The sequence below is a fragment of the Capnocytophaga cynodegmi genome (genome assembly GCF_002302475.1).
Lineage (GTDB): Bacteria > Bacteroidota > Bacteroidia > Flavobacteriales > Flavobacteriaceae > Capnocytophaga > Capnocytophaga cynodegmi.
The window spans coordinates 2,557,844-2,571,448 of the sequence record NZ_CP022378.1; the positions used below are offsets into that span (position 1 = coordinate 2,557,844).

The 13,605-nt window shown below is 33.8% G+C and carries 12 protein-coding genes; 9 read left to right on the forward strand and 3 right to left on the reverse strand.

Going from position 1 to position 13,605, the window contains the following annotated elements; translation table 11 throughout:
• Positions 1-87: 87 nt before the first annotated feature.
• Positions 88-1,260 (forward strand): AIR synthase related protein, encoded by a 1,173-nt coding sequence (locus CGC48_RS11315; RefSeq protein ID WP_373871259.1) that lies wholly within the window; start codon positions 88-90, stop codon positions 1,258-1,260.
• A gap of 94 nt (positions 1,261-1,354) precedes the next feature.
• Here the strand turns inward: CGC48_RS11315 and CGC48_RS11320 are convergent, their stop codons facing one another.
• Complete coding sequence (locus CGC48_RS11320) at positions 1,355-2,065, reverse strand: DUF6261 family protein (RefSeq protein ID WP_018278633.1); 711 nt, start codon at positions 2,063-2,065, stop codon at positions 1,355-1,357.
• Between the two features lie 758 nt (positions 2,066-2,823).
• On the opposite strand from CGC48_RS11320, the gene CGC48_RS11330 reads away from it, so the two are divergent.
• The gene (locus CGC48_RS11330; protein WP_098029650.1) at positions 2,824-4,011 is read left to right on the forward strand and encodes a hypothetical protein; all 1,188 of its coding nucleotides are present in this window, start codon (positions 2,824-2,826) and stop codon (positions 4,009-4,011) included.
• A 56-nt stretch (positions 4,012-4,067) separates the two neighbouring features.
• Positions 4,068-5,327, forward strand: a complete 1,260-nt coding sequence (locus CGC48_RS11335; protein WP_098029651.1) for a porin — start codon at positions 4,068-4,070, stop codon at positions 5,325-5,327.
• 4 nt (positions 5,328-5,331) lie between these two features.
• On the opposite strand, the gene bcp is transcribed toward CGC48_RS11335, so the two are convergent.
• Both bcp and CGC48_RS11345 read right to left on the reverse strand, forming a co-directional pair.
• Positions 5,332-5,799: a thioredoxin-dependent thiol peroxidase gene (gene bcp, locus CGC48_RS11340; protein ID WP_098029652.1), complete on the reverse strand. Its 468-nt coding sequence runs from the start codon at positions 5,797-5,799 to the stop codon at positions 5,332-5,334.
• A gap of 33 nt (positions 5,800-5,832) precedes the next feature.
• Entirely contained in the window at positions 5,833-7,689 is a 1,857-nt protein-coding gene (locus CGC48_RS11345) for an SLC13 family permease (protein WP_018278638.1), read from the reverse strand.
• A 173-nt stretch (positions 7,690-7,862) separates the two neighbouring features.
• Here CGC48_RS11345 and CGC48_RS11350 point away from each other — a divergent pair, with 173 nt between their 5' ends.
• From CGC48_RS11350 to bioA, 6 genes are all read left to right on the forward strand, one after another.
• Positions 7,863-8,354, forward strand: a complete 492-nt coding sequence (locus CGC48_RS11350) for a phosphoribosyltransferase family protein (protein ID WP_198537138.1) — start codon at positions 7,863-7,865, stop codon at positions 8,352-8,354.
• A gap of 112 nt (positions 8,355-8,466) precedes the next feature.
• Positions 8,467-9,015, forward strand: a complete 549-nt coding sequence (locus CGC48_RS11355) for a nucleotide exchange factor GrpE (protein ID WP_098029654.1) — start codon at positions 8,467-8,469, stop codon at positions 9,013-9,015.
• A 14-nt stretch (positions 9,016-9,029) separates the two neighbouring features.
• Positions 9,030-10,145 carry a molecular chaperone DnaJ gene (gene dnaJ, locus CGC48_RS11360; RefSeq protein WP_098029655.1) on the forward strand — a complete coding sequence of 372 codons (1,116 nt, stop codon included), beginning with the start codon at positions 9,030-9,032 and terminating at the stop codon, positions 10,143-10,145.
• A gap of 132 nt (positions 10,146-10,277) precedes the next feature.
• Complete coding sequence (locus CGC48_RS11365) at positions 10,278-11,081, forward strand: M48 family metallopeptidase (protein WP_098029656.1); 804 nt, start codon at positions 10,278-10,280, stop codon at positions 11,079-11,081.
• A gap of 125 nt (positions 11,082-11,206) precedes the next feature.
• Positions 11,207-11,848 carry an endonuclease III domain-containing protein gene (locus tag CGC48_RS11370; protein ID WP_098029657.1) on the forward strand — a complete coding sequence of 214 codons (642 nt, stop codon included), beginning with the start codon at positions 11,207-11,209 and terminating at the stop codon, positions 11,846-11,848.
• Positions 11,849-12,319: 471 nt separating this feature from the next.
• The gene (gene bioA / locus CGC48_RS11375; protein WP_098029658.1) at positions 12,320-13,603 is read left to right on the forward strand and encodes an adenosylmethionine--8-amino-7-oxononanoate transaminase; all 1,284 of its coding nucleotides are present in this window, start codon (positions 12,320-12,322) and stop codon (positions 13,601-13,603) included.
• The last annotated feature ends 2 nt before the right edge of the window (positions 13,604-13,605 follow it).

Sequence of the window (13,605 nt, forward strand, 5' to 3'; positions counted from 1 at the left end):
AGCAAAAGGCGACCAATAAAAATCAATAGGATTTATTAAAAAAAAATTGTAGCTTTGCCACTCATTTTAAGAAATAGACTGATATTTATGGAAGTAAGTAAACGATACGCCGAGCGTGGTGTTTCTGCCTCGAAAGGAGATGTCCACAGTGCAATTAAGAATATCAATAAAGGGCTTTTTCCGAAAGCTTTTTGTAAAATAGTTCCCGATTACTTAACAAATGACCAAGAATATTGTTTGGTAATGCACGCTGACGGAGCTGGTACAAAATCTTCTTTGGCTTATGTCTATTGGAAAGAAACAGGCGATTTATCTGTTTGGAAAGGCATTGCCCAAGATGCTCTTATTATGAATGTTGATGACTTACTTTGCGTAGGTGCGGTTAATGATATTATGCTATCTTCTACCATAGGAAGAAATAAAAATCTAATTCCTGCTGAGGTGATTTCGGCAATCATTAACGGAACAGAAGAACTTATTTCCGAATTGAAAGAATTTGGCGTGAATATTCATTCCACAGGTGGAGAAACAGCAGATGTAGGTGATTTGGTACGCACCATTATTGTAGATTCAACAGTGGTTGCACGTATGAAACGTAGCGAGGTAATCGATAACTCGAATATTAAAGAAGGCGATGTAATTGTAGGATTGGCTTCTTTCGGACAGGCGAAATATGAAAAAGAATACAACGGGGGAATGGGTAGCAACGGACTGACTTCTGCTCGGCACGATGTTTTTGCTAATTACTTGGCGAAAGAATATCCTGAAAGTTTCGATAGTTTAGTTCCTAAAGATTTGGTTTATTCTGGAACAAAAAGAATAAATGATTCGGTGGAAAACAGCCCGTTAGATGCAGGAAAACTAGTGCTTTCACCTACGCGAACCTATGCTCCGATAATTAAAAAAATTCTTGAAAAATATACTTCCAAACAAATTCACGGAATGATACATTGCAGCGGGGGAGCTCAAACAAAAATTTTACATTTTGTGGATAACTTGCATATTATTAAGGACAATATGTTCAAAATACCTCCTTTGTTTCAATTAATTCAGCAAGAATCAGGAACGGATTGGAAAGAAATGTATCAGGTTTTTAACTGCGGACATCGTATGGAAATTTACGTCCCTGAAGAAATCGCAAATGATATTGTTGCAATTTCTGAGAGCTTTGGCGTTGAAGCTCAAATAATAGGTAGGGTAGAGAAGTCCGATACCAAACGACTGACAATCAAAAGTGAATATGGTACTTTCGAGTACTAATAACAAAAACGGATAATTTCAATTATCCGTTTTTTATTGGCTTTAAGTTGTTATATTTTTTGCAATTCCATTCTTTTAGTAACTTCAGAAACGATTAGCTTTGAGGTTTTTCAGGTTCATTGCTCTTCTTTTCGGAAATATTAGGCTTTACCGACTTTACCAATTCATTAATTTCGTTGTAGAGAGGTTTCCATTCGGGGCTTTTCTGCATTACTTTTATGAAAGTAAAATATGCACGTAAATATTCTTCCAATTCGGTTCGCACTTTAGATGCTGAAGGAATATTACGGAGTTCAGAATTACTGGCTATTTGCTCAGCGTAAATAACATCAAAATCATCTTGGGCTTGTTTCAATAACTCCAAAACAGCCTTTACACCCAAATCTTCCAATAGCAACAGATTTTCTGGTAGATTCATTTCTTCAAGGAACTTTCGTAGTTGAGCGGTTTGTTCAACATATTTTAATTTTGAAAGTCCCGTTCCATATTTTTTAAATACAGCGTAAATAGTTTTAGCTTTGGCATTGTGGGGGAGAGGTTCTAAACCTGCATATCCCTTTATATAATCGCGTAAGCCGTTATAAAGTTTGTCGCGATTTTTGTCCGCTTCGGCTACTGATTTGCCTTTTCCGCTGAAAGTTGATTTTGTATAGACAATCCTATACACATTAAAAATTTCTTCTACTTGTTTGAGAAGTTCATTACTTTCTACAAATGTGTACTTTCCACTTTTGGAAATAGAAATCGTGGTTTCAGTTAATGTAGCTAACTCTTTGGTGTTAAGTTTTGATAAAGTGATTTTCATAATAACTCAGTTTAAATTTAAAAAATAAGTATTTTACTGCGACTAAGGTACTTAAAATTATTAAAAAGACAATATTTTTTCTTGATAATTTTTTTCAAAATGAATAAAATATGTTTTATGAATAATGATGTCAGTGTATTTTACTTTATTTAAAAATAATTTACGCTTCGACTCCGCTCAGCTTGATGTTGTGTTTGTCAGTCTGAGCGAAGTCAAAGACATTATTTTAATGAAAATTTTTCAGAAGATAATTTCTGCTTAGGCAAACTCTTCGGAATTTTCTGGAAAGTAATTTCTGCTTGGGCGAACTCTTCAGAATTTTTTGGAAAGTAATTTCTGCTTGGGCAAACTCTTCGGAATTTTTTGGAAAATAATTTCTGATTGGGTGAACTCTTCTGAAATTTTTGGAAAGTAATTTCTGATTGGGTAAACTCTTCGGAAAAAATTGTATAGTATATTTCAGGAATAAAATAAATAAAAATAAAAAATATAAGATAAAATAGCAAGAAATATATAGTACCTATTTTTATGTTATCATTTACTAATTAAAAATTGATTTTTATGAAGTTACGTTGAAAATAATACGTTGTATTTTTTATTTATTGAGTAAAATAATTATTTTTGTAGGTGAATGAAAAACTTAACTTTATAATCTGATTTGCTATTGATAAATTGATTTTTATTTCTTTTTTCAGCAAAGAGATTAGAATTTGAGTTTACTATTCATATAAAAGAAGTTTATTAATAGTATATTAAAAATGAAAATTAATATAATAACTGATATTCGTTATGCACTCTTCTATTTTTTTGTAGTAGTTTGTTTGGGTATTTTTTTGCGTTTTGCATTTGTTTTGCCAATTCCTTTTGAATACAACTATCGGTATGTACTTCACGCACATTCGCATACTGCTTTTTTAGGTTGGATGTACGTTTTGTTATCATCACTTATTAGTAGAGAATTTGTTAGTATTGTTTACGAAAAACAATACAGAAGATTGTTTTATGCAACACAATTTTCGGTAATAGGAATGTTATTTAGCTTTTTATTTCAAGGTTATGGTGCAATTTCTATTACATTTTCATCTTTGTTTGTAATTCTTTCGTATTGTTTTGCATATTTATTCCTAAAGAAATGGAAAAATGACAATGCTAAAAATTCTATTTCTTATCTTTTTATAAAAATGGGTGTGATTTATCTCGTGCTTTCGAGTTTAGGCATTTGGGCAATACCATTTTCAATTATAAAATTTGGGAAAGATTCTTCTATTTATAACGCTTCAATAGCCTTCTTTTTGCATTTTCAGTACAATGGGTGGATTTTTTCTACCCTCATAGGATTATTCATACATAAATTCAAGTGGGAAAAATATTTTTCTAAATTAATAAAAAAAGTTTTTTATCTTTTTCAAATAGCTGTAGTGGGTACTTTAGTAGTATCGTGGTTAGGTATTTATAATTATATTCCTTACTATATTATAGGTGGTTTATCATCTTTTCTTTGGTTGATAGCTATCGGGATTATAAGTTATTTGTATTTCTTCAGAAATAATCAAAAAATGTACTTAGCAACTTTATTTTTAGTATTTTTTATTTTAAAAATATGTGTGATGATTATTGGTATTGCGTTAGGTTATTCAAATCCAATTTTTTCAAATCCTGATTTGCTGATTGCATATTTACATCTTAATTTTTTAGGAGTTATCAGTATAGGACTATTATATTTTTTGAAAGTTGATAATTTACTGAAGATACACAAATTTTCGGTTTTTGTGTATCTATTTGCCTTTCTGTCAACAGAACTACTGATAGTTTACAAAGGAATTTCGGTTTGGCTGAATTTACCTTTTTTTGATAGTTATTTCCAGCTTTTAGCCATTGGCAGTACGTTGTTTCTTTTTCCTGTTTTTTCGTGGCTGATGATTAGTTTAAAAATGAAAAAAGGATAATTATATATTTTATTTTTGAAAAAATCTTAATATTTTTGCGGTAAAAATAGGATATAATGAAAAGAATAGTTTTTTTGCTCTTAGGTGCTTTGTTTTCAGTGAATTCTCATTCGCAGTTGTTAAAATACAAATTCGATGAACAAGGAGATACGTACATTCAAGGTTCGTTCCGTGGGCAATTCTGGATGAGATACATTGATACAAATCCTGGCACAAGCATTAACGGAGAAACCGTAAATCAAACCTTAGATTTTTCGATAAGAAGATACCGAATTGGTTTTCAAGCACAGATTAATAAAAAATTATTCTTTTTTGTTTTGATGGGTAATAATAACGTTAACCAGAAAACACTTCGTTCAAGCGACATTCGTTTACTTGATTTTTTAGCTCAATATACATTTAGTGATAAATTTACCTTAGGGGTAGGAAAAATTATTTTTGGAGGTGCGGGAAGATTTGTTGCGTTCTCTAATGGTTCAATGCTGAATTTAGACCCCGCCGTACATCAATTATTTACCTTAAATCATTATGATGATGTAGGCAGAAATTTAGGAATATATGCAAAAGGGCAATTAGGTAAATTCGATTATAATATTTCCTTACAAAGCCCAACATCACCAACCGAAAATCAGGTAAAAGAATTTGGATATTCTCGTAATATTGCCCGATTTTATACATCTTCGTACATAAAATATGAATTTCTGGACAACGAAAGTAATAAAACTCCTTACAGCGGAGGGGTGGGTACTTACATCGGCACAAAAAGAATACTAAATTTAGGTATAGGATATGCGTATCAACCTAAAATGCTTCAGAAGCAAAGTAATAATTCTGTAGTATATGATAATTATCGAAATTTGGGAATAGATTTATTCTTGGATATGCCTATCTCTGAAAGAAATGCTGCTATCACCGGATATTTAGGATATAACAACATAAATTTGGGAGATGATTACGTCAGAAATATAGGTACAAATAGTATTTTTGATACCTCAGGAAGTTCTTTCAACGGAGGAGGAAGTGCTTTTCCAGTAGTAGGAACAGGAAATTCAATTTTTCTGCAATTGGGATATTTACTCCCTAAGTCAGAAAAACACAAAGTACGTTTTCAGCCTAATATCGGTTGGAAATGTGCTAACTTTGACGGACTTAACCAAAGCGTAAACTCTTATGCTCTCGGATTTAATACGTATTTTAACGGACATAAGAGTAAACTATCCTTCGGTTATCACAATCGTCCTATTTTTGATAAAGTAGATAAAAAAGTGAGCAGTCGTAAAGGAATGTACGTTCTTCAATATCAAATAGAATTGTAGAATATTATTCGCTTTCGTTTTCTATTACCTGCATAATTTGTTGAGCGTGGCTTTTAGTTTTTACCTTTTCAATTATGTGGGTAAGTATTTGACTTTCGTTTACTATAAACGTTTTGCGAAGAATGCCATCAAATGTTCTTCCCATAAATTTCTTTTCTCCCCAAACTCCAAATTGCTTGATGATTTTTTTGTCCTCATCGGCAATTAATGGAAAAGGTAGATTATTTTTGGTTGCAAAATTCATTTGTTTACTTACCGAATCAGCACTAACTCCTAAAAGCTCATATCCTTTTTCTTTCAAAACGGAATATTCATCACGCAAACTACAAGCCTCTGCCGTACAGCCAGGGGTACTTGCTTTTGGATAGAAGAAAATAATTAACTTCCGTCCTTTATAATCAGAAAGTTCAATTGTGTTTCCGTTTTGGTCTATTCCTTTGAAATTTTCTATTGTTTTGCCTATTTTTACCATCGTTTTTGTAATTTATTTTAAGTTGTAGATTTTCTAAAAGGGAAATAGCAAAGGTAGTACAAAAATCATTACAATTCCCATAATAATTTGCAAAGGAAGCCCTATTTTTACATAATCCATAAAGGTATATCTTCCAGCAGACATTACTAACGCATTAGGAGGTGTGGAAAAAGGCGAAGCAAAACACATACTCGCACCCACCGCTACGGCAAACAAAAATGCTTGAGGATTTAGCCCCAGCGAAACCGCCGATTGAAAAGCAATAGGAGCTAAAAGCACAGCGGTTGCGGTATTGCTGATAAACATTGTCATCAGCGAAGTTGTGAAGTAAATCCCCGCTAAAAGCACGTAAGGGCTGTAATTACCCAGACTTCCTACTAAAGTTTTTGAAACTAAGTCTGAAACGCCTGTTTTTTCCAAAGCCAGAGCCATTGGTAACATTCCTGCAATCAGAACAACACTTTCCCAGTTGATGGTTTTATAAGCCGCTTCAGTATTGCGTAACGCTCCAGAGATAACCATTAAAAGCGATGCGATTAGAACTGCAGTGACGGGAGCTATAGGTATGAAATCGAACATCATAGCACAAATCATAGCAATCATAATAATTCCCGCAATGGGAGCTTTATGAGTTAGCGTTACTTTGGAAGCCTCTGCCATTGGTTGTCCTAAAACTACTAACTGACTGCGTTCCGCATCGAGTTGGGCGATGTGTTCCCAAGTTCCTTGTACAAGCAGAATGTCACCAGAATGCATTTTTTCATCTTTAAGATGCTGCAAAATGTAAGTGTTTTTGCGTTGTATTCCCAAAATATTCAAACCGAAATGTTCTCGTAACTTGGAATCTTTTATAGGAAGATTTACCAATTTTGATGCTGGCATAATTAATACTTCTGCAATTCCTACTTCGTGAAAATCAAGAACATCTGTTTTCTTTTCTTCCGTTTGGTGTGTATCTAAAAGAAGTAAATTATTTTCAGAAACCATCGTTTGCACATTTTCAAATTCACCTCTTAGATAAAGTATATCACCCTCATAAACAATTGTTTCAGCTCCGACCAATTCTTGATTACTGGTTTTAAAAAACGGATTGTTAGATGTTGATTTTCTTCGTATTTCTAATACAGAAATGTGGTATTTTTTGTGAATATCAATTTCTTTGATTGATTTTCCATCGAAAGGAGAGTTTTTATGCACCTGAACTCGGTACAGATTTTTTGAAAGTTGATATTCTCCTACCAAATCGTGTAGTGTTTTTCCGTTTTTTTTATTCTCATTGCTGGAATTCTCTTTTTTGGACGACAGAAGTTTGCTAAAGGGAATCAAAAAAAGTGTTCCCACCGCTAAACAAGTAATTCCTACGGGAGTGAATGAAAAAAAGGTAAGTTTCGGAAAGCCTTCCTTTACAAGTACTTCGTCAATAACTAAGTTGGGTGGCGTACCAATGAGTGTCATCATTCCTCCCATACTACTTGCAAAAGCCATAGGCATAAGTAATCGGCTTGTGTTAATATTGGAACTCATCGCCATACTAACTACAATAGGGAGCATCAGAGCGACCGTTCCAGTATTGCTTACAAAAGCTCCAATGAACGAAGTAACAAGCATTATTAATATCAATAGCTTTATTTCGCTGTTTCCTGCCAATCGGAGAATTTTGCTACTAATCATTTTTGCAAGTCCTGTTTGGAATATAGCTCCTCCCACAACAAACAGACCTATCATCATAATAACCACCGAATTGGAAAATCCAGAAAGGGCTTCTTCAGGGGTGAGAATGCCAAAAACAACCAACAAAACCAAAGAACAGAGAGCCACCAAGTCCGAACGAACCTTTCCACTCATAAAAAAAATGGCTGAAACTAAAAGAATAGCTATTGTGATGTACATAGGAAAAATATTAAATGAAGAAAATATATTTGTTATAAATATAAAAATTGCTTATCATCAACACGCAAAATGTTTATTTGCCCAAAAATATAGAAAAAAAGTAATATATCATAATTTTTTGAGCTTATTTCTACTCATTTTCATATCTTTGAGCCGAAATAATTGATATGAATATGATACCAATATTAAATCACAATGATATTCAACATAAAATCAGACGAATAGCATATCAAATTTACGAAACAAATTTGAATGAAAAGCAGATTATTTTGGCAGGTATTCAGGGAAATGGCTATATTTTCGCTGAAAAGTTGAAAGTTGTATTGTCTGAAATAAGTCCCATTGAAGTAATTTTGTGTAAAGTTACTATGAATAAGAAAAATCCTTTGGAGGGGATTACAACATCTATTAAATCAGATGATTATCAAAATAAAGTAGTTGTTTTGGTAGATGATGTTTTGAATTCAGGATTGACGTTAATTTACGGGGTAAAACACTTTTTGGAAGTTCCTCTAAAAAAATTGACGACGGCAGTTTTAGTAAATCGAAATCATAAAAATTATCCAATTAAAGCTGATTTTAAAGGAATTTCATTGTCTACTTCTTTGCAAGAACACGTATCAGTTGATTTTAGCGAAGGGAATTATATGGCATACTTGCAATAGAGTTTGATAAATATTTTTTATTTGAGATAAATCTGCCATATTGACATAAACAAACAAAGTGGCATACTTTTGTCTGTAATTGTAGTGTCTTTTGTTAAAAAATTAATTTGATATGAATACGAAAAAAAATAGTAAGGAGGAACCAATGCCTAACGAAGATATTAATAAAGAAGAAGTTACTCCAGAAACAAACTCTGAAACGAATGCTGAAACAGCTCAAGTAGATTTGAATGAGGAACTTCTAAAAGAAAAAGATAAGTTTTTGCGTCTGTTTGCCGAGTTCGAAAACTATAAAAAACGCACAAATAAAGAACGTCTAGAACTATTCAAAACTGCAGGTCAAGACATATTGTCAGCAATGTTGCCAATTATAGACGATTTTGACAGAGCTTTAGTGGAGATTACAAAATCTGAAAATGATGAATTGTTCAAAGGTGTTGAGCTTATTTACAATAAGTTAATTAATACTTTGAAATCTAAAGGGTTGGAAAAGGTAGAGGTAGCTCCAAATGACACTTTTGATAGTGAAATACACGAGGCTATAACGCAAATCCCTGCTCCTTCAGAAGATTTGAAGGGGAAAATTGTTGATGTTGTAGAAAAGGGCTATAAATTAGGAGATAAAATTATTCGTTATCCAAAAGTTGTTGTAGGGCAATAATTTAGTTGAATTCAATGAAAAAAGATTATTACGAAATATTAGAAGTTTCGAAGAGTGCAACAGCTGCTGAAATAAAGAAAGCATATCGAAGACAAGCTATTAAATATCACCCTGATAAAAATCCAGGCGACAAACAAGCTGAAGAAAATTTTAAATTGGCTGCAGAGGCGTATGAGGTGCTAAGTGATGAAAATAAACGAGCTCAGTACGATCGTTTTGGTCACGCAGCTTTTGATAACGGAGGAGCTGGTTATCATTCAACAATGGATGATATATTCAGTCATTTTGGTGATATTTTTGGAGGTCGTTTTTCAGGATTTGGCGGTTTTGGTGGCTTTGGAGGAGGTACACAACAAGTTCGTCTTCGAGGAGAAAACCTTAGAGTTCGCTTAAAAGTTTCTTTAGAAGATATTGTAAAAGGTACAGAGAAGAAAATAAAAGTAAAGAGAAAAGTTCAGGCTGAGGGAGTTACTTATAAAACTTGTACTACTTGTAATGGTACGGGACAGGTAGTTCGGCAAGTAAATACAATGCTTGGAATGATGCAAACGGCAAGTACTTGTTCTTCTTGTTCTGGAAGTGGTCAAATTATTGATCATCGCCCATCAGATGCGGATAGTCAAGGATTGAAACTGGTTGAAGAGACTATTTCTGTTAAAATTCCTGCTGGAGTAATGGAAGGTGTTCAATTGAAGGTCAGTGGTAAAGGAAATGATGCTCCTGGAAAAAATGGTATTGCGGGGGATTTATTGGTTGTAATTGAAGAACAAGAGCACGAAACCCTAAAACGAGAAGGAGAGAATTTACACTATGACTTGTATATCAGTTTTTCAGAAGCCGTACTTGGAGCCTCAAAAGAGATTGAAACTGTAACAGGAAAAGTACGTATTAAATTAGAAGAAGGAATACAATCAGGAAAAATTCTTCGTCTGAAAGGAAAGGGAATACCAAGCCTAAATGGTTATGGAACAGGTGATTTAATTGTTCACGTAAATGTCTGGACTCCGAAAAATCTTTCAGAAAAACAAAAAGAATTTTTCAGAGAAATGCTAAACGACAAAGGATTTACGCCTCAACCTGAAAAGTCCGACAAATCTTTCTTTGAAAAAGTTAAGGAAATGTTTTCATAATAATAAATAATTTAAAATTTGTGTTAGAATAAAGTTGGAAGAGCAGTCCAAAAATACTGAACTTTCAGCTTTATTTTTTTGTACCTGTGCATATACAAAAATAAATTCTTAATTTTGCAAAAAAAGAAAGTTATGAGAAGAATTAGTCTGATTATTATTTTTTTAGTGGTTTTCTCTTGTAAGACAAATCCATTTACGGGAAAAAGTACTCTGAATTTTAAATCGAATAGTACGTTGTTTCCTATGGCTTTTACTCAATATTCTACTTTTCTGAAAGAAAATGAAGTTGTTATGGGAACTTCAGAAGCCGAAATGGTTAAGCGAGTAGGGCAACGAATTGCTAAAGCAGCACAGATGTGGGCAGAAGCCATTGGTAATAAGGAGTATTTGAAAGATTATAAGTGGGAATATAACTTGGTACACGACAAACAAGCCAATGCGTGGTGTATGCCTGGCGGGAAGATTGTAGTTTACACAGGAATTCTTCCCATTACCAAGAGCGAGGAAGGCTTAGCCGTTGTTATGGGACACGAAGTAGCTCACGCACTGCTCGATCACGGAGCCCAACGAATGAGTGCAAGTGACATACAGATGCTCGGAGCCATCGTAGGCAATGTAGCTCTTCACGACAGCAAATATAAAGACACATTTAACGCAGCATACGCACCAGCAACGCAAATATTAGGAATGTTGCCTTATAGTCGTTCGCACGAAACCGAAGCCGATGAAATAGGAATTCAACTTATGGCAATTGCAGGATATAATCCTGAAGAAGCACCTAAGTTATGGGAAAGAATGCAAGCAAATAGCTCAGGGCAGTCTCTCGAAATATTAAGTACACACCCTTCCAATGCTTCGAGGATAGCAAATCTTAAAAATTGGGTTCCTAAAGCAAAATCAGAAGCAGCAAAATATGGAATAACAACCTTTAAATAAGGAACATTTTATCAAAAAAATTATATTTCTGCATTCTTTAAAAAAGAAGTACAAAACAATATTGTAAGTACAAACAATTCTTTTTTAAGGAATGCAGATAAACGTTAAAGAGGAAGCATATAAATATGAAAAAATCCGAAAAAGTAGCCTTCGTAATCGATACATTGGAGGAAATATACCCCAAAGTAGATGTCCCACTCGACCATAAAGACCCATACACCTTGTTAATTGCCGTACTCCTTTCTGCACAAAGCACAGATGCTCGTGTAAATCAAATAACGCCTTTACTTTTTGCAAAAGCAGATAATCCGTACGATATGGTGAAGTTATCTGTTGAAGAAATCCGTGAAATCATCAAACCGGTAGGGCTTTCTCCAGCCAAGTCAAAAGGAATTTATGAATTGTCACATATTTTGATTGAAAAACATAATGGAGAAGTCCCTCAGAGCTTTGAATATTTAGAAGAACTTCCAGCAGTCGGACATAAAACGGCAAGTGTAGTGATGTCACAAGCCTTTGGCGTTCCTGCGTTTCCAGTAGATACACACATTCATCGATTAATGTACCGATGGGGGCTATCAAATGGAAAGAATGTGACCCAAACCGAGAAAGATGCTAAGCGTTTGTTTCCAGAGAAAAAGTGGAATAAGCTCCATATTCAGATTATTTTATACGGAAGGGAGTATAGTCCTGCTCGTGGGTGGAATATTGAAAAAGATATTATTACAAAAACTATTGGTAGAAAGTCAGTTATTAATTCTATCTAATAAAAATATTTTTTGATAAAGTAAAAGATGATATAACAACTTATAAACATTGTGTATTAATATAAAAAAATCAAAAAACAAATAGGGGCTTTAGAAGAGTAATCAATAATTATTGAAATCCTTGATAAAAAAATAAAAAAGTAACTATATTTATTTAAAATGTAATTAGGGGCTTTGTTAGAGAAAGATTAAAAGATATAAAAACAAGTATGAGCAATCAAAAAACAAGTGCTATTCATTTAGAGTGATTAATGAAAATTTAAGAATCGTGTTGTATTTTTGAGAATGTAATATATGAAAATTTAAATTCAAGAATTTATATCATAAAAACAATAGTTATAAGTTAAATTTATAGAATTAAAATATAAGTTGAATTGTGTTAAACGATATTACAATAGATATAACATTAAAAATCATACAGAAAAAATAAAAGATATTTATAAAAATATAGGTAACTAACAATCAATAATTATGAAGTTACAAGAAAGAGATGAAAAACATCTATGGCATCCTTATACGCAACATCAAACAGCTTCTAAGCCTTTAGGAATTGTCAAAGGGAAAGATGCTTTGCTTTGGGACGAGGACGGAAAGGAGTATATTGATGCCATTTCAAGCTGGTGGGTGAACCCTTTTGGGCATAGTAATCAGCGTTTGGCACAAGCGGTGTACAAACAATTAACACAACTGGAACACGTACTCTTCGGGGGATTTACGCACGAACCTGCGGTGCTCTTGGCAGAGAAACTCATCTCCATTTTACCTTCCAATCAACGAAAAATATTCTTCTCGGACAATGGTTCTACTGCAGTGGAAGTCGCAATAAAGATGGCGATACAGTATTTTTTTAATAAGGGAGACCAAAGAAATGTGATAGTGGCATTCGAAAATGCTTTTCACGGCGATACTTTTGGGGCGATGGCTGCTTCTGGGATAACATTCTTCACGGAATCGTTCAAGGGACAGCTTCTGGAAGTAGTGAGGATTCCTATTCCAGAGGAGGGGAAGGAGCATTTGTCTGAAAACAAGTTGAAAGAAGCCATAAGAGAGCATAAAGTAGCCGCTTTCATCTTTGAGCCATTGGTTCAAGGGGCTGCAGGAATGAAAATCTACTCTGAAAATGCCTTAGACAATCTGATAAATATAGCCAAAAGCGAAGGAATACTCACCATCGCTGATGAAGTGATGACCGGATTTGGTAGAACAGGGAAAACATTCGCTTGTGATTATTTAAGCGAACAACCAGATATCATCTGCCTTTCAAAAGCATTAACCGGAGGGACAATTCCGTTGGCAGTAACCTCTGCAACTCAGGAAATCTTTGATGCTTTTTATGATGAAGACGTGAATAAGGCTTTATTCCACGGGCATACTTATATGGGAAATCCTACAGGATGTGCCGTAGCCTTGGAAGCAATCCAAATCCTGCAAGCAAACGAGACCCAACAAAACATAAAACGTATTGAGGAACACCATAAGAAGTTCCTACAAAGGTTAAAAGACAATCCGAAGGTTGAAAATCCTCGCACTCTGGGCGTTATTTTAGCTTTTGAAGTTAAAACAACAGGAAATACGTCATATTATGGAAGTATACGTAATCAATTATATCAATTTTTTATCAATAAAGGTATAATCCTGCGTCCAGTTGGTAATACGATTTACATACTTCCTCCATATATCATTACAAATGCACAATTGCAACACATTTATAACGTGATTGAAGAGGCAATAGAGGAGGTTACGACACAAAAATAGTT

Bases quoted from the DNA above. Each gene is read 5' to 3' on its own strand.
- CGC48_RS11320 (WP_018278633.1), bottom strand. From the start codon at position 2,065: ATGAAAATCACTTTATCAAAACTTAACACCAAAGAGTTAGCTACATTA.
- CGC48_RS11330 (WP_098029650.1), top strand. From the start codon at position 2,824: ATGAAAATTAATATAATAACTGATATTCGTTATGCACTCTTCTATTTT.
- bcp (WP_098029652.1), bottom strand. From the start codon at position 5,799: ATGGTAAAAATAGGCAAAACAATAGAAAATTTCAAAGGAATAGACCAA.
- CGC48_RS11315 (WP_373871259.1), top strand. From the start codon at position 88: ATGGAAGTAAGTAAACGATACGCCGAGCGTGGTGTTTCTGCCTCGAAA.
- CGC48_RS11370 (WP_098029657.1), top strand. From the start codon at position 11,207: ATGAAAAAATCCGAAAAAGTAGCCTTCGTAATCGATACATTGGAGGAA.
- CGC48_RS11335 (WP_098029651.1), top strand. From the start codon at position 4,068: ATGAAAAGAATAGTTTTTTTGCTCTTAGGTGCTTTGTTTTCAGTGAAT.
- CGC48_RS11350 (WP_198537138.1), top strand. From the start codon at position 7,863: ATGATACCAATATTAAATCACAATGATATTCAACATAAAATCAGACGA.
- CGC48_RS11355 (WP_098029654.1), top strand. From the start codon at position 8,467: ATGAATACGAAAAAAAATAGTAAGGAGGAACCAATGCCTAACGAAGAT.
- bioA (WP_098029658.1), top strand. From the start codon at position 12,320: ATGAAGTTACAAGAAAGAGATGAAAAACATCTATGGCATCCTTATACG.
- CGC48_RS11365 (WP_098029656.1), top strand. From the start codon at position 10,278: ATGAGAAGAATTAGTCTGATTATTATTTTTTTAGTGGTTTTCTCTTGT.
- CGC48_RS11345 (WP_018278638.1), bottom strand. From the start codon at position 7,689: ATGTACATCACAATAGCTATTCTTTTAGTTTCAGCCATTTTTTTTATG.
- dnaJ (WP_098029655.1), top strand. From the start codon at position 9,030: ATGAAAAAAGATTATTACGAAATATTAGAAGTTTCGAAGAGTGCAACA.